The organism is Kluyvera sp. (genome assembly GCF_965301105.1).
On sequence record NZ_CBDKZX010000015.1, the window covers coordinates 35,295 to 55,328 of the forward strand.

The following is a 20,034-nucleotide window of genomic DNA, read 5'->3' on the forward strand; positions in this document are numbered from 1 at the left end:
CACATTACTCAGCCAAATGGGGCTCGCTATTTGGGCACCGCTTTTCCCTTAGCAGCGATTTGTAATTGCTGGATACTTTTCTCGGGGGACGGAAGTGATTCAGGCATGGTGCCACCGAGATCCTGAATAGTCTGACGCACTTTCTGACCCACTTCGTAGTGGGTTTGATTGGCGATTTGCTTGCTATCCACTTCATCGCGACGGAGCTTTTCTTCGGTTTGAGTTGCGCGAAATAGATTGGCGGCTAACTCAGTTGAACCCATATGGTCGAGGATTTTCTGGCTTTTCTTCAAACCTTTACGCTCGTGAATGGCTTTCTGATCAAGACCACCATAAAGACCTTTGTAGCCATGGTTCTGGAAGATTGCGAAATCAAGCGCGGTTTCAACCCCTGCCTGCTGGGCCGTTTCCACCAGGTGTTTATTGTGTTCTTTAAGCTCATTGCGCAGAAAAAGGCGCTTCTCATCTTCCCGTAGAGACTTAAAGGCATTGTCGTCCTGAAGCTCCTGACGTCGGGTTTGCAAAGCGAAATAGGTTTGCCCGGCAGCGATAACCGGTTTGGACGGATCGCCATTTTGTACAACCAGATAACAGGCGTAGCGAGATAGCTTCACGTCCCTCAATTCCCGCTGTGCTCCCGAGCCTATTTTCACCATAGCGAGGCTCTCCTCGAAATGGTCCTGAACCGCCTGACCACTGTTAATACATGCCTCAGTTGCCCGAACTAAAACCGGTGAAAAATGGCGAAATTCAGAGTATTCAAGCAACTTAGATAGCGCTCTAGCCGACCAGAACTCCATGCCGTTATCCCCGATTTGTTTTATTGCCTCAAAGGGTTGGTGATCGTTCATAACATGTCCTTTTGTCTTGATTGAATGTGATCATTTTTTAATCTGAAACACGCGTTGCAGCAAGGGGGATTAATGAGGCGTCACACGCAAAAAAAAGCCCCGATTTCTCGGGGCTAATTGGGCAAATAGCGTTAGCTATTCAGCGCCGGGCGCTCGCTAATGGCGATGCGCTGCGGAGCGATAGCTTCCGGCTCGTTGCGGGTTAAATCGATATGCAGCAAGCCGTTAGTAAAGGTGGCGCCGGAGACTTCCATATTTTCCGCAAGGGTAAAGCTCAGGCTAAAGGCTTGCATCACCAGCCCCTGGTGCAGCCATTTGGTCTCTTTTTCCTGTGGCTGCGGCGTGCCCTTAACGGTCAGGCGAGTACCTTCCAGCTGTACGTCCAGATCTTCCTGACGGAATCCCGCTAACGCCAGCGTAATGCGGTAGTGGTTATCGTCGCTTTTTTCGATGTTGTACGGCGGGAAGCTCTGACCTTCGCTGCTGCTTTGCAGCGCATTCGCCAGTTTGTCGAAGCCGATCCATTGACGCAGCAGAGGGGATAAATCGTAGTTACGCATTGTGTTTCTCCTTCTAAGAAGCGAGTAAATACCTTCCGGCTCCCAATCGGCAAGCCAGTTGATGCACAGGGCCGCACGGGCGGCCCGCAGGAATTAGTTAATTTCGATACGGCGCGGTTTGTTCGCTTCCGGAATCACGCGTTCCAGTTCGATATACAGCAGGCCGTTCACCAGGTTAGCGCCACGCACGTGGATGTTTTCCGCTAACTGGAATTTGCGTTCAAAGTTGCGCTCGGCAATACCTTGATAGAGATAAGTCCGTTCTTTTTGTTCTGCGGCATGCGCGCCTTTCACCACCAGCATGTTGTCCTGGGCGGTAATTTCCAGCTCGCTTTCGGCAAAACCGGCCACGGCAATCGCGATGCGATAGTGATTTTCGTCTACCAGTTCAACGTTGTACGGAGGGTAGCCGCCGTTGCTTTGCGTTTGATTGTTTTCTAACAGGTTGAACAGGCGATCAAAACCGATGGCAGAACGGTATAACGGGGACAAGTCGAAGTTACGCATAATCAAATAGCTCCTGAAAATCAGCGAGAAATAGTGGACCTTCCATCGTGGACAGGTCGTGAAGCCCGAACACCCCGCAGGCGTGTTCTTCCCGGCTACACCTATAAAATGAGGGGGAAAGAACCTTTTTCAAGCCCCAGTGTCTGACTTTTTTTGCACTTTCCCGGAGAAGGCTTACACTGGGTGAGAGCACGAAAGGCCAAATTGCGACAGCCGCCACAGAGCGGTAAGCCTGGGCTTTCTATTTTGGCAACGGGTGGCTATAACCCGATGGAGGAGCTTTTTTATGCTCATAACAACGAAGAGCTCATGATGAAAAATCTGCTGATTAAAACGGCGTTGGTAGGGGGAATCTTCCTGTCAGGAGGATGTTCCAGCGTCATGTCGCATACCGGCGGCAAAGAAGGCACTTATCCCGGCACGCGCGCCAGCGCGGAAATGCTGAGCGACAGTGATAACGGCTGGGCCACCAAATCACTGGTCGCCCTTGATATGCCGTTTACGGCGGTGATGGATACCGTGCTGTTGCCGTGGGACTTCTTCCGCAAGGACAGTTCGGTCCGTTCGCGGGTCGAAAAGAGCGAGCAGGAGACGCTGGCCACCAATTCGGTGATCCCGCCGGCCTCGATGCCCGCACAGTAACTCAGTAGCCAGTTCCGGTTACCCACAGCTGGCGAAAGCCAGCCGTTTCTTCCATCCAGGCAATCGATCGTCCGTCGGGCGAGAACACCACCGCATCCGCCGATGGTGGATTGGCGTGGTGGTCAGTTAAAAAGGTGATTTCACCGCTTTTCGCATCGCACCAGGCAATACGCCCTTCCAGCACTATGCCCAGTCCGTTTCCGGAGGGATGCCAGTTAAACGCCGACTGAATGTCGGAGGTATTGTGCGTCAGCTGGCGCGGTTCGCCACCGTGTGGCGAGATTAACCACAACTGCACGACACCGCTGTCATCACGCATTAAGAAGGCAATCTGCGTGCCCTGCGGATGGCTGCGCACCCAGTGGCGCGGAACGTTTACCAGCCCGGGAAAAGCACGATGATGCGTGAAGGTTAGCCGTCGCTGGCGAACGCCTGCCGGCGGCGCAGGAAGCGTAGTGTTGGTCCCCTGCAGCGGCGCATCGCCCGCCTGTTTCCAGCCCTGCTCGTCAGACGGCAACTCAACGATGAACAGCTCCGGCACTTTCTCTCCGGCAAGCGAAACAGTATCGCCAATGAACGCCAGCGCCTGCGAGCCGACCCACCCCTCTTCATACGCGCGGTTGATGTCATCGCTGCCGGGCTGCGGTTTGGCGGTCGTCCGACTGACCAGCACGCACCAGTGGCTACCGCCGTATTCCCGCGGATGCTGCCCACGGGGCGCAACCGGGCCATAAGGTACGGCGACGCCGACATTACGCAGGTCCTGCGCCGGGTCGTATTCGTGCATCACGTGATCGTTGTAGGTGAAGCTGACAAACTGCCCGCAGGGGCTGTAGACGTGAACGTGGCTACCGCCGCGCAGCGCGCCGGGCGTGTAGGGTGCGGTAATATCCATCGCATCGAGATTGCGAGTTTCACCCTGCGCCGTGACTACACCGCGACGGTGGTGGAAATCATACTGCCAGTTCGCGTCCGGGTTCTCCGGGCCATGAATAAAGACGTACTGCTCGGCGCTGGGGTGCACCGTCACCACACCCACATGCGCGCCTTCACGGGCGCGATAAATCACCTCTACGTCACCGCTGTTGACGTTTACGCGCTCGATCGTTTCGCCAGTAAATGAGGCTCCGGACGGGCGAACATCGTAGACCAGCCACTGGCTGTCCGGCGTCCAGGTGCGGGTATTGGTAAGCTGATGATTGCGCGGCGCAAAGGTGATTTGTTTCATGGCGGAGTCCCGTTCGAAAGATACCTCGTGGTTTTACCACGCGAACGGGTTATTCCATAATTTTTAGCGGCGCTGTCGGCTATCCGCCTGCTGCGCGCTGGCCGCCAGCGCTGGAAAATTCACCTGGGTGTAATAACGGTCTGGCGGCGGCAAGCGGGCCATATCGGTTGTCGGCCAGAGCTGCAGTTCGCCCAGCGCGTTGAGCGCCATTCCCTGCCAGCGATGCGGCAGCATCAAGCGCTGCGGCGTCACCCGTTCACCGGGTACCGGCGTTGGCAGTCGATTATCACCCATCTGGTAATTGCGCTTTAGCACCAGATACTTCTCTGGTACCCGCTTCTGGCTGTTCCACCAATGGCCGTCAAGCATATCAAAATGAAAGCGGGTGCTTTCCGGAGGCTGCGCGCCAAACTGCTTCAGCGCCTGGTTCAACGCCTGGCTCATTGCCACATTATAAACATCCAGGGAGACAGTTTGCCCGCCCAGGATCAGAGAGACCGCCAGGCGCGCGCCCAGCAGGTTAGAGTAGAGATCTTCCGGCGAAAAAGCGGAAACGCCCTCGGAAAATCCTGGAACGGACTCAAACCCGTACCATTGGGCAATTTCGTGCCACTCCGCCACCTGAAACGCCAGATGCGCCGCCAGCCAGGCCGCTAACGTATAGCGTTCAGCAGGATCTGACGGCGGAGTGAAAGCATTAAAAACCACCCGACGTTGGGCCAGTTCGCTATCTAAATCAAGGGTAAATGGCTGGCCCAGTTTCGGCAGCAGCTGGCTGAAGAGATACACCGTCATATCCGCCGTATCGCGCACGTGCGCGGTATCGATAAACCCTCCGCGGGTGGTGTAAAGGATACCGTTGTTCTCACGACTTAAACCGGTGAGATTTTCCAATCCTGCCAGCATATTATCATTGTACTGATGCTGCCCAAGACGCTCCGCCTCTACCACGTTATCCAACTGATATAGGGGTACCGATATCCCCCACAGCGCGGCATGCAGGTTATAGCCAAAGGCGCAGCAAGGGCGAAGCCCTTTCGGTAACGGCTGCGGTGGCATCGCGGGCCACGCGCGAGTCGCCCGGACGGTCGCCTGCGTCGCTAAATCGAGCGGTACCGGCAGCATCGCATAGCTGCGTGAGACGACGCACAGCGCCAGAAGCAAAAAGATGTGAATAAACGCCTTCAAAATGCCTCTCCAACCTGAAAATAGAACCCGCTGCTGCCTTTGCCGATGCCGTAATCCAGCCGTACGTTAACCCGCGGTTTGAATTCAAATCGATAGCCGACGCCCGCCGAGGGTAGCCAGCGTCCGTTATCCAGCGCGTGAAACGACGGCCCCATAGTGCCCGCGCCAAGCCATCCAACAACGCCGTGCCGCCAGTCAAGCTTGCGCCGATATTCCAGTTGGCCGCTGACCGCATTTTTGTCCCGATAGCGCCCCTCGTAATAACCGCGCATTCGCTGGTTGCTGCCGAGCAGCGGCATCATACTCCACGGCACGTCGCCCTGGGTAAACGCGCCATCCATTTCCCACGCCAGCACGTTTTTATCGTCCAGCGAGTGGTAGCGGCTGTAGTGCAGCTGATATTCATCAAAGCGGGTATCACTGCCGGTGTCAGGCGTGAAGCGGGTATAGCGCACATCGGCATACTGCCCCTGACGCGGGTTGGGGACAAAATCCCGGTCATCCCAGCTCAATTCGATACTGCCGCCGGAACTCAGCACCGATGCTCCCTGCGCCGTGTGCTCTATTTTCGGCGGATCGCTATCGCCCATCTGAGCTGCGTGCTGGGCATTCAGCGACCAGCCGACGCCAAGGTAAACGTTCGGCGCCAGCCGGCGGTATAGTGTGGGACGTAAATCCAGAATCTGCGCGGTGTACTGTTCTTTCTGACTGTCTTTATCGCCCGCGGTAAACCCCTGCCCCCAGTAGTAAGTGGGGGTATCCGTCAACGCGCCATCAAGAAAGAAACGCCAGCGATCGTCGGCGAAAAAGGCATAATTTTGCATCGTCAGACCAAATGCGCCGGTTGAGCTAAAATAGCCGCTGAGCGTTAACGTTGAGTTCTGGCTGACCGTGTCGTTGGGGTCAGGGCGATACATGCCGACGACCGCGGTGCCAATCCCCAGCCCTAATTCAGGGGTGTAGAACGGCCCCGGCATTACCCCCCAGTCGATACCTTTGCTGGCATCGAAGTTATCGCTGGCTCCTAGCTTTTGCAGCCAGCCGTCAACCTCGCTGCGGCTTGGCAGCGCGGCCTGCGTCAGGGAGGCAAACAGGCAGAGGCAAAAGAGGAAGCCGACGCGGATCAAAAGCGATATTCTCCGGCGATAAAGAAGCTGTTACGTTCCGCGAAGCCGATCTCGGTGGTGACGTTAAAGTTGCGCGTCACTTCGTACTGTGCACCCACCAGCATGTTCCACGGAGACTGCAGATGTTGTTTCACATCGAAGCGGCCTTTATCGTCCTGATTGGCTAAATTCACCATATTCTGGAGCATCGCCGAAGGCATGGTGAGATCGTTCAGACTCCCCTTAAACTCTTCCTGCACATCCTGATACATGCTTCCAACCCACACATTCAGCTTCCCTGAAGGCAGGTGCAGCATTTCCACCTCGGGGGTGGTAAAGCGGTAGCCAACACGAGGTGAGAAGGTGAAGGCATCGATACTGCCGTCCAGGATATCAAACCGCGTCTGGGTATAGTTGCCATCCAGTACAGCAAACCAGTTGCCTACGCCACCAGCCAGCGTGGTTCCCACGCCGTAGGTAGTGCCTTTAAAATCGAGTTTAAAATCAAGATCCTGCATATGAGGAAGCGGCACCACCTTCCCATTTGGCGATTTAAGGCCGACGGCGATTTGTGAAATAGAGTGACCTTCGGTATGACCAAGCAGGCCATAAACGTTCATGAAAGGGAATAACCAGGTATCAAATTTCAGCGTTTCCGTTTTACTGGATTCACGCGTTTTGCCCACTCCAATATCAAAGGCGTTATCCAGTGAGACAGGCCCATGACCAAAAGCCTTATTAAATGCATCACTCACCGCTTTATTACAGAGCTTCCCCTTTTTCGCGTTCGAACAGATCGCATTCTGAATGGCGGCCTGGTTTCTGCCATCTAAAGAAAGCCCGGTAAAATCGATACTATCTACATTAATATTCTGACGAATATTCATATAGTTAATATTAATACCGAAAGGCTCCGGCAGATCGTAACCGCGTTTGCGGGCCTCATCGCCTAAAAAAGGTAAAACCGACGGGGCTTCCGGCTGTTCTACCGCGGCGTTATCCAACGTTGTCGTGCCCTGGTTATCATCCTGATACCCATAAAGCGGCGTTAAGGCTGAGGATGGGTCCGTTGCGGCCCATGTATGAAATACCATAAAGAATGGCATCATCAGCACCAGGCAGATGCATTTGTTATTCATAGAAAAAGCGTAATTGCAGGCAGAATGTGCCAGGGGATAAAAGAGGGAGCGAGAGTATAGAATTTAGGTATTAATTGGGGGGATTTATGTGCGATTTCACACCTGATAATACAAATACGCGTTTTAAAACAATCTTAATGTTTTGCCCGGCCGCCGCCGGGCATCCGGTTATCAGGAAAGAACGTACTTCTCAATCGCCCAGGCTACGCCGTCTTCCAGGTTCGATTTCGTCACAAAGTTCGCCGCTTCTTTGACTGCCGGAATCGCGTTATCCATCGCCACGCCAACGCCAGCGTACTCGATCATCGCAATGTCGTTTTCCTGGTCGCCAATGGCCATGATCTCTTCCTGCTTGATACCCAGCACCTCGGCCAGCGATTTCACGCCGGTACCCTTATTGACGCGCTTATCAAGAATTTCGAGGAAGTACGGCGAGCTCTTCAGCACGGTGTATTTTTCTTTCACTTCCGGCGGAATACGGGCAATGGCTTTGTCGAGGATGGCCGGCTCGTCGATCATCATCACCTTCAGGAACTCGATAGACGGATCCATTTTCTCGGCTTCGCAGAACACCAGCGGGATAGTGGCAACAAAGGATTCATGCACCGTGTAGTAGCTGATATCGCGGTTGGCGGTATACAGCGTGTTGCGATCCAGCGCGTGGAAGTGGGAACCCACCTTGCGGGACAGCTCTTCCAGGAAGCGGTAGTCATCGTACTTAAGCGCGGTCTGCGCCACGGTGCTTCCGTCACCCGCCTTCTGGACCAGCGCGCCGTTGTAGGTGATGCAGTAATCTCCCGGCTCGTTCATGCCCAGCTCTTTCAGGTAGCTGTGCACGCCAGCGTAGGGACGCCCGGTGGTCAGAACCACGTTAACCCCTTTTGCGCGTGCCGCCGCGAGAGCGTTTTTCACTGCAGGAGAGATAGTGTGGTCCGGCAACAGCAATGTTCCGTCCATGTCGATTGCGATCAGTTTAATAGCCATGAGATCCCCAGGTTAAATGAGCCTGCCCTCATGCTAACTCGATTTAGCGCAAAAAACAGCAGCAAAGGCGGCTTTAAACGGGGATACAACGCGTTGCGCGTTCTCCCCTTTTACATGGCCTTAGCCAAATAACTTACCGCCCTTGAGCAGGTCCATTCCGGCGGATAACAGGTCGTTGTGCGCCTGCGGATCGACCTCACCCTTCGGCGACAGCGCATCGACGATTTTCGGCAGGTATTCCGCCAGCATCGTCGAGGCGGAGCTGGCATCAGTACCGAGCTTTTCACCGAGATCGGCAACGGCAGGCGTACCAAGCGCCGAGACTACCTGATCGCTGCTAATGGATTGATTATTTTGCTGATTACTTATCCAAGATGAGACAATGTCACCCAGCCCGCCGCTTTGCAGTTTCTCCAGCAGCGCCTGTATTCCCCCCTGCTCGTTGACCCAGCTCAGGATAGCCTGATATTTACCCGCATCACCGCTGAGCAGCGAACCGACCACATCATCGAAAAGCCCCATTTTCCACCTCGAATTACGCTAAAGAGAAGACGTAGTGAAGTATAGTTCGCGTACGCAAGGCATAAAAAAACGCCTGAAAAAATTCAGGCGTTTTTCGCGTTAATTCCCCGACGTCGAGGCTACGATACGGATTAGATATCGATGTTCGCCGCCTTCAGGGCGTTCTCTTCGATAAACGCACGACGCGGCTCAACGGCATCACCCATCAGGGTGGTGAACAGCTGGTCAGCGGCAATCGCGTCTTTCACGGTAACGCGCAGCATGCGACGGCTGTCCGGATCCATGGTGGTTTCCCACAGCTGTTCCGGGTTCATCTCGCCCAGACCTTTATAACGCTGAATCGCAAGGCCACGGCGGGACTCTTTCACCAGCCAATCCAGCGCCTGCTCGAAGCTGGCAACCGGTTGACGACGTTCGCCACGTTCAATGAACGCATCTTCTTCCACCAGACCACGCAGCTTCTCGCCCAGCGTGAAGATACGACGGTATTCAGCACCGTTAACGAATTCGCTATCCAGCACATAGTCGGTATCCACGCCGTGGGTACGAACGCGGATAATCGGCTCGAACTGCTGCTGTTCAGCATTGTGCTGAATATCAAACTTCCACAGGCTGCCGTGCTGCTCTTTTTCGTTCAGCTCGGTCACCAGCGCGTTCACCCAACGGGTGACTTTCTGTTCGTCGGAGAGATCGGCCTCCACCAGCGTTGGCTGATAGATAAGCTCTTTCAGCAGCGCTTTCGGGAAGCGACGTTCCATACGATTGATCATTTTCTGGGTGGCGTTGAATTCGGCAACCAGTTTTTCCAGCGGCTCACCCGCTAACGCCGGAGCGCTGGCGTTGGTATGCAGGGTTGCGCCATCAAGCGCAATGGAAATCTGGTACTGATCCATCGCTTCGTCGTCTTTGATGTACTGTTCCTGCTTGCCTTTCTTCACTTTGTACAGCGGTGGCTGCGCAATGTAGACATGGCCGCGTTCAACGATTTCCGGCATCTGACGGTAGAAGAAGGTCAACAGCAGCGTACGAATGTGCGAGCCGTCGACGTCCGCATCGGTCATGATGATGATGCTGTGGTAACGCAGTTTGTCCGGGTTGTACTCGTCGCGACCGATGCCGCAGCCCAGCGCGGTAATCAGCGTCGCCACTTCCTGAGAAGAGAGCATCTTGTCGAAGCGCGCTTTCTCAACGTTGAGGATTTTACCCTTCAGCGGCAGAATCGCCTGGTTCTTACGGTTACGCCCCTGCTTCGCAGAGCCGCCCGCGGAGTCCCCTTCCACGAGGTACAGTTCAGACAGCGCCGGGTCGCGTTCCTGGCAGTCGGCCAGTTTGCCCGGCAGGCCAGCGAGGTCCAGCGCGCCTTTACGACGGGTCATTTCACGGGCTTTACGCGCCGCTTCACGGGCACGCGCCGCATCGATAATCTTGCCGACCACGATTTTCGCGTCGGACGGGTTTTCCAGCAGGTATTCGGCCAGCAGTTCGTTCATCTGCTGTTCAACCGCCGATTTCACCTCGGAGGAGACCAGCTTGTCTTTGGTCTGCGAGGAGAACTTCGGATCCGGCACCTTCACGGAAACCACCGCAATCAGGCCTTCACGGGCATCATCACCGGTGGCGCTGACTTTGGCTTTTTTGCTGTAGCCTTCTTTGTCCATGTAGGCGTTCAGGGTACGGGTCATCGCCGCACGGAAGCCTGCAAGGTGAGTACCGCCGTCACGCTGCGGAATGTTGTTGGTGAAGCAGTAGATGTTTTCCTGGAAACCATCGTTCCACTGCAGCGCCACTTCAACGCCGATACCGTCTTTTTCGGTAGAGAAATAGAAGATATTCGGGTGGATCGGCGTTTTGTTCTTGTTGAGGTACTCAACGAACGCCTTGATGCCGCCTTCGTAGTGGAAATGGTCTTCTTTGCCGTCACGCTTGTCGCGCAGACGGATGGACACGCCGGAGTTCAGGAACGACAGCTCGCGCAGACGTTTCGCCAGAATGTCATATTCGAATTCGGTGACGTTGGTGAAGGTTTCATAGCTCGGCCAGAAACGCACCATGGTACCGGTTTTTTCGGTATCACCCGTAACCGCCAGCGGTGCCTGCGGCACGCCGTGCTCATAGATCTGACGGTGAATTTTGTTATCACGCTGGATAACCAGCTCCAGCTTCTGGGACAGGGCGTTAACAACCGAGACGCCCACACCGTGCAGACCGCCGGACACTTTATAGGAGTTATCATCGAATTTACCGCCGGCGTGCAGCACGGTCATGATAACTTCCGCCGCGGAGACGCCCTCTTCCGGGTGAATCCCGGTAGGGATGCCGCGGCCATCATCCTGTACGGAGACAGAGTTGTCGCTGTGGATGGTGACGATGATATCTTTGCAGTAACCAGCGAGCGCTTCGTCGATAGCGTTATCCACAACCTCGAATACCATGTGGTGCAGACCGGTGCCGTCATCCGTGTCGCCGATATACATACCCGGGCGCTTACGCACCGCATCCAGCCCTTTCAGGACTTTGATACTGGAGGAGTCATAAGAATTCGACATCAACGTTTCTCGCTCATTTAATCTTGGGTTAATCCGTTATTTTACCCTTTTCCACGGTAAACATCTTCGAATTTTCATCCGACATGTCCAGAACGTGTTCAGCGCTAATGGCGCTGACGAAAACCTGAGACTGCGTGGCTTTTAAACGGCTGGCCAGCAGGCCACGCCGCGCGTCGTCAAGTTCCGAGGCAAAATCATCTATCAGGTACAGGCAGCGTCTGCCGCTCTCGCGGGTCAGAAACTCGCCCTGCGCCAGGCGTAGCGCGCACATCAGCAGCTTAAGCTGCCCGCGCGATAAGGTGTCTTCCACCGGCGCGCCGTCGGCGCGAATGCGGAAGTCCGCCTTGTGCGGGCCGTGTGCCGTGTAGGTCAGCATACGGTCGCGTTCGAAGTTTCTCTCCAGCACTTCGGCATAATCGGTTTCTTTCTCCCAGCCGCGCTGGAAGGAGAAGGTCAAAGAGAACTCCGGAAGAAATTGTTGGCAGGTATCGGCCATATCTTCGGCGATACCGGCGCTGTATTCCGCCCGCCAGCGGCTGATTTGCTCGGCCAGCGGGATAAGTTCGAGATCCCATGGACGCAGCTGCGCGTAGCGGCTCACCTGGCGCAGCGCGGCATTGCGCTGCTTGAGCAACCGCTTCAGGTTGCTCCAGGCGTTGAAGAATCCGGCTTCGTTGTGGAAGCATCCCCAATCGAGGAACGCTCTTCTGTATTTGGGGCCGCCGTTGAGTAAAGTAAACCCCTCGGGCGTAATCAGTTGCATTGGCATCAACAGCGCCAGCTCGGCAACCTTGTGGCCGTCGGTGCCGTCGATGCGCACTTTGCTGTCACCCAGTTTGTCTTTGGTCAGGCCGATTGACGTTTCGCGCTCTGCGCCCTGTAAACGACCATGCAGCACGAAAGATTCCTGCTCGTGGCGAATCACGCGGCCAATCTGCAAACTGCGAAACGCCCGGCCATGGCCGAGCGTATAGATGGCTTCCAGCACGCTGGTTTTGCCGCTGCCATTGGCGCCAACCAGGAAGTTAAAGCCGGGGGATAAAGCAAGATCCGCGTTTTCAATATTGCGAAAATCGCGGATCAACAGACGGGTGAGCGACATTACAGTCTCATTGGCATAACAACGTAAGCAGCACTCTGAGACGCCGCATCTTCAATCTGTACGCTGGACACGGAGTCAGTCAGCATGATGCGCACATTTTCGCACTTCAGCGCATTGAGCACGTCCAGTACGTAGCTGACGTTAAAACCGATTTCAAGCTCGGTTCCTGGATAGGTGACATCCAGGATCTCTTCCGCTTCTTCCTGTTCCGGGTTATTGGCGGTGATTTTCAGCTGGTTTTCGCTGACGTACAGGCGCACGCCGCGGAATTTCTCGTTCGAGAGAATCGCCGCGCGGGCAAAGGCCTGTTTGAGAATATCGCAGCCCGCTTCCAGATGTTTATCCGGGTTCTTCGGCAATACGCGGCGATAATCCGGGAAACGACCGTCAACCAGCTTGGAAGTAAAGATAAAGTCGCCAACGTGCGCACGGATGTTGTTGCTGCCGATCTGCACGCGCAGCGGCGTATCGCCGCCGTCGAGCATACGCATCAGTTCAATGACGCCTTTACGCGGCACGATCACCGAATGGCTCGGCAGGGACTGGCCCACCGGCATAGAGCAGACCGCCAGACGGTGGCCGTCGGTCGCCACGGTACGCAGCTCTTCGCCTTCGGTTTCGAACAGCATACCGTTTAAGTAATAACGCACATCCTGATGGGCCATCGAGAACTGGGTGGCTTCAATCAGGCGTTTCATTGTGGCCTGCGGTAGCGTGAATTCCACGTCGCTCTGCCAGTCGTCAAGGTTCGGGAAGTCGGCGGCAGGCAGCGTAGAGAGCGAGAAGCGGCTACGGCCAGAGCGCACCAGCATACGGTCGCCCTCCAGCTGGACGGCGATTTCCGCACCTTCCGGCAAGCCGCGGCAAATATCGAAGAATTTACGCGCCGGGACGGTAGTCGCGCCCGGTTCATGTGCCTGCAGCAGCGCCACGCGCGCTACCATTTCCATTTCCAAATCGGTACCGGTCAGCGACAGCGTGCCGTCCGCGACCTGCAGCAACAGGTTACCCAGAATCGGCAATGTCGGACGCCCGCCTAACGGGCCACTCACCTGTTGTAACGGTTTTAATAAATGTTCACGTTCTACGGTAAATTTCATAGGATCACGACGACAATGTTCTGATTAAATTGGAAAAGTCTTCTTTGATATCGTGGCTTTCTTCACGCAGCTGTTCAATCTTACGGCAGGCGTGCAGCACGGTGGTATGGTCACGGCCACCAAACGCATCGCCAATCTCCGGCAGACTGTGGTTGGTGAGTTCTTTCGCCAACGCCATCGCCATCTGGCGCGGACGCGCTACCGAACGAGAACGTCGTTTGGAGAGCAGGTCCGCCACTTTAATTTTGTAGTACTCCGCCACCGTCTTCTGAATATTGTCGATGGTGACCAGCTTTTCCTGCAATGCCAGCAGGTCGCGCAGCGCTTCGCGCACGAAATCGATAGTGATCGCCCGGCCAGTAAAGTTGGCGTTGGCGATAACGCGGTTCAGTGCCCCTTCCAGCTCACGCACGTTAGAGCGTAGACGCTTGGCAATGAAGAACGCCACCTCACCGGGCAGACGAATGTCGTTTTCGTCGGCTTTTTTCATCAGGATAGCGACGCGGGTCTCAAGCTCAGGCGGTTCGATCGCCACCGTCAGCCCCCAGCCAAAGCGGGACTTCAGACGATCTTCTACACCGTTGATCTCTTTCGGATAGCGATCCGACGTGAGGATGATCTGTTGATTACCTTCCAACAGGGCGTTGAAGGTATGGAAGAACTCTTCCTGCGAGCGCTCTTTGTTGGCGAAGAATTGAATGTCATCGATCAGCAGCGCGTCAACGGAGCGGTAGTAGCGTTTAAACTCTTCGATCGCATTGTTTTGCAGGGCTTTTACCATGTCCTGGACAAAACGCTCGGAGTGCATATACACCACTTTGGCGTTCGGTTTACGGGCGATAATGCCGTTGCCCACCGCGTGCAGCAGGTGCGTTTTACCCAAACCGGTACCGCCGTACAGGAACAGCGGGTTATAAGCGCCGCCAGGGTTATCCGCCACCTGGCGCGCCGCCGCGCGGGCGAGCTGGTTCGATTTACCTTCGACGAAGTTATCAAAGGTGTGTTTAACGTTGACGTTGGAGCGGTAAGAAGGCTCAGCGGGCGCCGGGACGTTATCCCAGCCTGCGCGCGGTGCCGGGGCGACGCGCGGCGCGTGCACCTGGGCGGTTTGCGCCGGAGCGCTGACGTTGGCCGTCTCTCTTAACGTTTGGGTCACGGGCTTGGTGCCCACCTCAAAACGCAGCTGCGGGGCATCCGCACCGCAGAAATCATTCAACAGACCGTTGATGTTATTGAGGTATTTATCTCTTACCCAATCAAGTACAAAACGATTTGGCGCGTACAAAGCCAGCGTGTTATCGCTCAGTTCCGCCTGCAAAGGGCGGATCCACATGCTGAATTCTGTGGCTGGTAACTCATCCTGCAATCGGGCAAGACATTGCTGCCAAAGCGAAAGTGACACGGCGGACTCCACTCGAAAAAAGTCGATACACATCATCCTCCAGGCAAACCTGCAGGCTACCTCCTGACGATCCTGCCGTCAGCGAAACGCAATGCTGTCGGGGATTCATTCAGCCGCTGCGCAAATGCAGCCCGAACGATGCTGTGTATAAGATTAAAAATTCGTGATTTTTGGCACACGTCGAAAAGACCCGATGCAAGCGGGTGACGCGCGAACCGCTATCTGCGGTTTTCAACGGCCTCTCTCAGACACTGTGCTGAAAGAACGCGGTTATTTTCCCCTTTTACGATCCACCGATCGCGATCGGGCCGAGGATCATAGCGTAAACTGCGCCAGAGATCTTCTGTTTCTCACAGATTCTTCCCGATTTATCCACAGGGAGGATCCAGAAGCGCTAAGTGTAAACGATCCCGGCAGAGAGAAGGCACGATTTCCTTCGCATATTGGAAAAATTAATGACTAGCGACAAATTTCTGCTTAAATGATCTAACAAAGATCCAGGATGATCCTTGCGCTTTAATCGGCAGCCCGTATAATCCCCCACCCGGCGTGTACCGCTCGAATTTCGGTGAGGGACGCTGCCCATTTGCCGGGCAAAAAACAGCGGTCAAACGCGGTTTTTTACGCGGTAAATAAGGAAAGAGAATTGACTCCGGAGTGTACAATTATTACAATCCGGCCTCTTTAATCACCCATGGCTTCGGCATCCGTCGTGCGATTTTCGTTCGGATATCCAATAAAGCCATTGAATTTATTCAAGTTTAGGTAGAAATCGCCATGAAACGCACTTTTCAACCGTCTGTACTGAAGCGCAACCGTTCTCACGGCTTCCGTGCTCGTATGGCTACTAAAAATGGTCGTCAGGTTCTGGCACGTCGTCGTGCTAAAGGCCGCGCTCGTCTGACCGTTTCCAAGTAATAAAGCTAACCCCTGAGTGGTTAAGCTCGCATTTCCCAGGGAGTTACGTTTGTTAACTCCCACTCATTTCACATTCGTCTTCCAGCAGCCACAACGGGCTGGCACGCCGCAAATCACCATCCTCGGCCGCCTGAATTCGCTGGGGCATCCCCGCATCGGTCTTACCGTCGCCAAGAAAAACGTTAAACGCGCACATGAACGCAATCGGATTAAACGTCTGACGCGTGAAAGTTTTCGTTTGCGTCAACATGAACTCCCGCCAATGGATTTCGTGGTGGTGGCTAAGAAGGGGGTTGCCGACCTCGATAACCGTGCTCTCTCGGAAGCGTTGGAAAAGTTATGGCGCCGTCACTGTCGCCTGTATCCCGGCTCCTGATAGGCCTGATTCGGGTCTATCAGCGCCTGATTAGTCCGCTACTCGGGCCGCATTGCCGTTTCACGCCAACCTGTTCTCAATACGGAATTGAGGCATTGCGCAGGTTTGGAGTGATAAAAGGCAGTTGGTTGACAGTGAAACGCGTATTAAAATGCCACCCTTTACACCCTGGTGGTGACGACCCCGTCCCGCCTGGACCATTTGATACCAGAGAACACTAACGATGGATTCGCAACGCAATCTTCTTATCATCGCTTTGTTGTTCGTGTCTTTCATGATCTGGCAAGCCTGGGAGCAGGATAACAATCCTCAGACCCAGCAGCAGACCACGCAGACTACGACCACAGCAGCGGGTAGCGCCGCCGACCAGGGCGTACCGGCCAGTGGCCAAGGAAAACTGATTACGGTTAAAACTGATGTGCTTGAACTGACTATCAACACTCGCGGTGGTGATATTGAGCAAGCGCTGCTTCCGGCATACCCGAAAGCACTGAAGTCTAACGAACCGTTCCAGTTACTGGAAACCACGCCACAGTTCGTCTATCAGGCACAGAGCGGCTTAACCGGTCGTGACGGCCCGGACAACCCGGCTAACGGCCCGCGTCCGCTGTATAACGTCGATAAAGATGCGTTTGTACTGGCCGATGGTCAGAACGAAATCGTCATTCCGCTGACCTACACCGATAAAGCCGGTAACGTCTTCACCAAAACCTTCACCCTGAAACGCGGTGATTATGCGGTGAACGTGGGTTACGACGTGAAGAACGCCAGCGACAAACCGCTGGAAGTGTCTACCTTCGGTCAGCTGAAGCAGACTGCGGCCCTACCTACTGCGCGTGATACGCAGACCGGCGGCCTGTCTACCATGCACACGTTCCGTGGCGCAGCGTATTCAACGTCTGACTCCAAGTACGAAAAATACAAATTCGATACCATCATCGATAACGAGAACCTGAACACCAACACTAAAAACGGTTGGGTTGCCATGCTGCAGCAGTACTTCACGACTGCATGGGTTCCAGAAAACAACGGTACGAATAACTTCTACACTGCCAACCTCGGTAACGGTGTAGTGGCTATCGGCTACAAATCTCAGCCGGTTCTGGTTCAACCAGGCCAGGCAGATAAGCTGAACAGCACCCTGTGGGTTGGCCCGGCAATTCAGGACAAAATGGCTGCCGTTGCGCCGCACCTTGACCTGACCGTTGACTACGGCTGGCTGTGGTTCATCTCTCAGCCGCTGTTCAAACTGCTGAAATGGATCCATAGCTTCCTGGGCAACTGGGGCTTCTCCATCATCGTTATCACCTTTATCGTTCGTGGCATCATGTACCCGCTGACCAAAGCGCAGTACACCTCCATGGCGAAGATGCGTATGCTGCAGCCGAAGATTCAGGCCATGCGTGAGCGTCTGGGCGATGACAAACAGCGTCAAAGCCAGGAAATGATGGCTCTGTATAAAGCTGAGAAGGTTAACCCGCTGGGTGGCTGCTTCCCGCTGATTATCCAGATGCCAATCTTCCTTGCGCTGTACTACATGCTGAGCGCCTCGGTTGAACTGCGTCATGCGCCGTTTATCCTGTGGATCCACGACCTGTCTGCACAAGACCCGTACTACATCCTGCCGATCATCATGGGCGCGACGATGTTCTTCATCCAGAAGATGTCGCCGACCACCGTGACCGACCCGATGCAGCAGAAGATCATGACCTTTATGCCGGTCATCTTCACCGTGTTCTTCCTGTGGTTCCCGTCAGGTCTGGTGCTGTACTATATCGTCAGCAACCTGGTAACCATTATTCAGCAGCAGCTGATTTACCGTGGTCTGGAAAAACGTGGCCTGCATAGCCGCGAGAAGAAAAAATCCTGATTCGGTGTTAAGCACAAGCTAAAATGGAAGGCGGTCGAATGACCGCCTTTTTTATTTGCATCACAGTTGAGAAAAACCATGAGCCAAAACGACACTATCGTCGCCCAGGCCACCCCACCGGGACGCGGTGGTGTGGGCATTCTGCGTATCTCCGGCCTGAAGGCGCGCGATGTGGCGCAGGCGGTGCTGGGCAAGCTACCAAAGCCGCGCTATGCCGACTACCTGCCGTTTAAAGACGTCGACGGCAGCGCGCTGGATCAGGGCATTGCGCTGTGGTTCCCCGGCCCGAACTCCTTTACCGGTGAAGACGTGCTGGAGCTACAGGGCCACGGCGGCCCGGTGATCCTCGACCTGCTGCTGAAACGTATTCTGACGCTGCCGGGCGTGCGTATCGCCAACCCGGGAGAGTTCTCCGAGCGTGCGTTCCTCAACGATAAGCTCGACCTGGCGCAAGCTGAGGCGATTGCCGACCTGATTGACGCGAGCTCCGAGCAGGCGGCCCGCTCCGCGCTAAACTCGCTACAAGGTGCCTTCTCGGCACGTGTTAATCACCTTGTGGAAGCACTTACTCACCTGCGCATCTATGTGGAAGCGGCTATCGACTTCCCGGACGAAGAGATCGACTTCCTTTCCGATGGGAAAATCGAAGCGCAGCTCAACGATGTGATTGCCGACCTCGACGCGGTGCGCGCCGAAGCGCGTCAGGGCAGCCTGCTGCGTGAAGGGATGAAGGTCGTGATTGCCGGTCGCCCGAACGCCGGGAAATCGAGCCTGCTGAACGCCCTGGCGGGCCGCGAAGCTGCAATTGTGACCGATATTGCCGGCACCACCCGCGACGTCCTGCGCGAGCACATCCACATCGACGGCATGCCGCTGCATATCATCGACACCGCGGGTCTGCGCGACGCTAACGATGAAGTGGAGCGTATCGGTATTGAGCGCGCGTGGCAGGAAATTGAGCAGGCCGACCGCGTGCTGTTTATGGTTGATGGCACCACCACCAGCGCCACCGACCCGGCGGAGATCTGGCCGGACTTTATCGCCCGTCTGCCGAAAAATCTGCCGATTACCGTAGTGCGTAACAAAGCGGATATTACCGGCGAGACGCTGGGTCTGAGCGAAGTGAATGACTACTCACTTGTGCGCCTCTCCGCGCGCACCGGCGAAGGCGTTGACGTACTGCGTAACCATCTCAAACAGAGCATGGGCTTCGAAAACAACATGGAAGGCGGCTTCCTGGCACGTCGTCGCCACCTGCAGGCGCTCTCCGACGCCGCAGAACACCTTCAGCAGGGCAAAGCGCAGCTGTTAGGCGCGTGGGCCGGTGAGCTGCTGGCAGAAGAGCTGAGGCTGTCTCAGCAGTGCCTGAGCGAGATCACCGGGGAATTTACCTCCGACGATCTGCTGGGGCGGATTTTCTCCAGCTTCTGTATCGGCAAGTAAGCAATCGAACCCGAATTCGCACCAGTGAATTCGGGTTTTTACTTTCCGTCTTCCAACTGCTAAAACCAGATAACCCCTCATTAAAAGGTTATCGAGATGGTCGCTGAATATACCTTAATCCCCACCGTTCCCTCCGCTGAGGACTTTTGCCGCCTGCGTAAAATTTCCGGCCTGTCCCCCCGCCCGCTGGATGCCGCAAAGGCCGGTCTGCCGCGCAGCTGCTACGGCGTGCATATCCTCTGGCAAGGTATGCCAGTTGGCATGGGTCGCATCGTTGGCGACGGCGCGCTGAACTTTGATATCGTGGACATCGCGGTGGACCCTGATCATCAGGGAAAAGGCCTGGGTCGGCAGATCATGGAAGCGCTCATCGCCTGGCTGGACGCTAACGCTTTTAAAGGCGCTTATGTGACTCTGGTGGCGGATGTTCCGGAGCTGTACGCCAAATTTGGCTTTGAATCTGTCCGTCCGGAAAGCGAAGGGATGGCGAGAGTCTGGAAGTAGATTTCCTTTCAGGCAATCACTGTTGTCCAAATGGCAACTCGTCGCC

Annotated in this window: 20 protein-coding genes and 1 other annotated feature; of the genes, 7 read left to right on the forward strand and 13 right to left on the reverse strand. The window is 55.2% G+C overall.

Annotated elements, in window-relative coordinates; translation table 11 throughout:
* Positions 1-26: 26 nt before the first annotated feature.
* The 3 genes from dinD to ibpA form a co-directional block, all read right to left on the reverse strand.
* Positions 27-851: a DNA damage-inducible protein D gene (dinD, locus tag ACW14G_RS08470; RefSeq protein ID WP_419058318.1), complete on the reverse strand. Its 825-nt coding sequence runs from the start codon at positions 849-851 to the stop codon at positions 27-29.
* A 131-nt stretch (positions 852-982) separates the two neighbouring features.
* Entirely contained in the window at positions 983-1,411 is a 429-nt protein-coding gene (ibpB, locus tag ACW14G_RS08475; RefSeq protein ID WP_064540697.1) for a small heat shock chaperone IbpB, read from the reverse strand.
* A gap of 93 nt (positions 1,412-1,504) precedes the next feature.
* Positions 1,505-1,918 carry a small heat shock chaperone IbpA gene (gene ibpA / locus ACW14G_RS08480; protein ID WP_015343937.1) on the reverse strand — a complete coding sequence of 138 codons (414 nt, stop codon included), beginning with the start codon at positions 1,916-1,918 and terminating at the stop codon, positions 1,505-1,507.
* Positions 1,912-1,987: a sequence feature (ROSE (Repression Of Heat Shock gene Expression) occurs in the 5'-region of heat shock genes and acts as an RNA thermometer to modulate expression.), on the reverse strand. (Overlaps the previous gene by 7 nt.)
* A gap of 240 nt (positions 1,988-2,227) precedes the next feature.
* Between ibpA and ACW14G_RS08485 the strand changes: the two genes are divergently transcribed.
* Positions 2,228-2,560, forward strand: coding sequence for a YceK/YidQ family lipoprotein (locus ACW14G_RS08485; protein WP_223803623.1), 333 nt, complete (start codon positions 2,228-2,230; stop codon positions 2,558-2,560).
* Position 2,561: 1 nt separating this feature from the next.
* Here the strand turns inward: ACW14G_RS08485 and ACW14G_RS08490 are convergent, their stop codons facing one another.
* The 10 genes from ACW14G_RS08490 to dnaA form a co-directional block, all read right to left on the reverse strand.
* Entirely contained in the window at positions 2,562-3,788 is a 1,227-nt protein-coding gene (locus ACW14G_RS08490; protein WP_249022542.1) for a DUF3748 domain-containing protein, read from the reverse strand.
* A 63-nt stretch (positions 3,789-3,851) separates the two neighbouring features.
* Complete coding sequence (locus tag ACW14G_RS08495; RefSeq protein WP_419058321.1) at positions 3,852-4,976, reverse strand: DUF4056 domain-containing protein; 1,125 nt, start codon at positions 4,974-4,976, stop codon at positions 3,852-3,854.
* On the reverse strand, positions 4,973-6,103 hold the full coding sequence (locus ACW14G_RS08500; protein WP_249022541.1) for a BamA/TamA family outer membrane protein: 1,131 nt from the start codon (positions 6,101-6,103) through the stop codon (positions 4,973-4,975). Before ACW14G_RS08500 ends, ACW14G_RS08495 begins: the two co-directional genes overlap by 4 nt.
* On the reverse strand, positions 6,100-7,086 hold the full coding sequence (locus ACW14G_RS08505; RefSeq protein WP_419058326.1) for a hypothetical protein: 987 nt from the start codon (positions 7,084-7,086) through the stop codon (positions 6,100-6,102). Before ACW14G_RS08505 ends, ACW14G_RS08500 begins: the two co-directional genes overlap by 4 nt.
* A gap of 306 nt (positions 7,087-7,392) precedes the next feature.
* Positions 7,393-8,205, reverse strand: a complete 813-nt coding sequence (yidA, locus tag ACW14G_RS08510; RefSeq protein WP_167574691.1) for a sugar-phosphatase — start codon at positions 8,203-8,205, stop codon at positions 7,393-7,395.
* Between the two features lie 120 nt (positions 8,206-8,325).
* Positions 8,326-8,727, reverse strand: a complete 402-nt coding sequence (locus ACW14G_RS08515; protein WP_163447646.1) for a YidB family protein — start codon at positions 8,725-8,727, stop codon at positions 8,326-8,328.
* Between the two features lie 131 nt (positions 8,728-8,858).
* Positions 8,859-11,273, reverse strand: coding sequence for a DNA topoisomerase (ATP-hydrolyzing) subunit B (gyrB, locus tag ACW14G_RS08520; protein WP_167574690.1), 2,415 nt, complete (start codon positions 11,271-11,273; stop codon positions 8,859-8,861).
* Positions 11,274-11,301: 28 nt separating this feature from the next.
* Entirely contained in the window at positions 11,302-12,375 is a 1,074-nt protein-coding gene (gene recF / locus ACW14G_RS08525) for a DNA replication/repair protein RecF (protein WP_163447644.1), read from the reverse strand.
* A complete protein-coding gene (gene dnaN / locus ACW14G_RS08530; protein WP_064540673.1) occupies positions 12,375-13,475 on the reverse strand; it encodes a DNA polymerase III subunit beta in 1,101 nt (366 codons plus the stop codon). The genes recF and dnaN overlap by 1 nt, the downstream gene beginning before the upstream one ends.
* A 4-nt stretch (positions 13,476-13,479) precedes the next feature.
* Entirely contained in the window at positions 13,480-14,877 is a 1,398-nt protein-coding gene (gene dnaA, locus ACW14G_RS08535; protein ID WP_163447642.1) for a chromosomal replication initiator protein DnaA, read from the reverse strand.
* 777 nt (positions 14,878-15,654) lie between these two features.
* Between dnaA and rpmH the strand changes: the two genes are divergently transcribed.
* The 6 genes from rpmH to ACW14G_RS08565 all read left to right on the forward strand — a co-directional run bounded on the left by rpmH (position 15,655) and on the right by ACW14G_RS08565 (position 19,988).
* On the forward strand, positions 15,655-15,795 hold the full coding sequence (gene rpmH, locus ACW14G_RS08540) for a 50S ribosomal protein L34 (RefSeq protein WP_000831330.1): 141 nt from the start codon (positions 15,655-15,657) through the stop codon (positions 15,793-15,795).
* A gap of 16 nt (positions 15,796-15,811) precedes the next feature.
* Positions 15,812-16,171: a ribonuclease P protein component gene (gene rnpA, locus ACW14G_RS08545; RefSeq protein WP_455648558.1), complete on the forward strand. Its 360-nt coding sequence runs from the start codon at positions 15,812-15,814 to the stop codon at positions 16,169-16,171.
* On the forward strand, positions 16,135-16,392 hold the full coding sequence (gene yidD, locus ACW14G_RS08550; protein ID WP_074398703.1) for a membrane protein insertion efficiency factor YidD: 258 nt from the start codon (positions 16,135-16,137) through the stop codon (positions 16,390-16,392). The genes rnpA and yidD overlap by 37 nt, the downstream gene beginning before the upstream one ends.
* 2 nt (positions 16,393-16,394) lie before the next feature.
* Positions 16,395-18,041 (forward strand): membrane protein insertase YidC, encoded by a 1,647-nt coding sequence (yidC, locus tag ACW14G_RS08555; protein WP_455648559.1) that lies wholly within the window; start codon positions 16,395-16,397, stop codon positions 18,039-18,041.
* A 78-nt stretch (positions 18,042-18,119) separates the two neighbouring features.
* Complete coding sequence (mnmE, locus tag ACW14G_RS08560) at positions 18,120-19,484, forward strand: tRNA uridine-5-carboxymethylaminomethyl(34) synthesis GTPase MnmE (RefSeq protein ID WP_223803617.1); 1,365 nt, start codon at positions 18,120-18,122, stop codon at positions 19,482-19,484.
* Positions 19,485-19,580: 96 nt separating this feature from the next.
* Positions 19,581-19,988 (forward strand): GNAT family N-acetyltransferase, encoded by a 408-nt coding sequence (locus tag ACW14G_RS08565; RefSeq protein WP_249022540.1) that lies wholly within the window; start codon positions 19,581-19,583, stop codon positions 19,986-19,988.
* Positions 19,989-20,034: the final 46 nt, after the last annotated feature.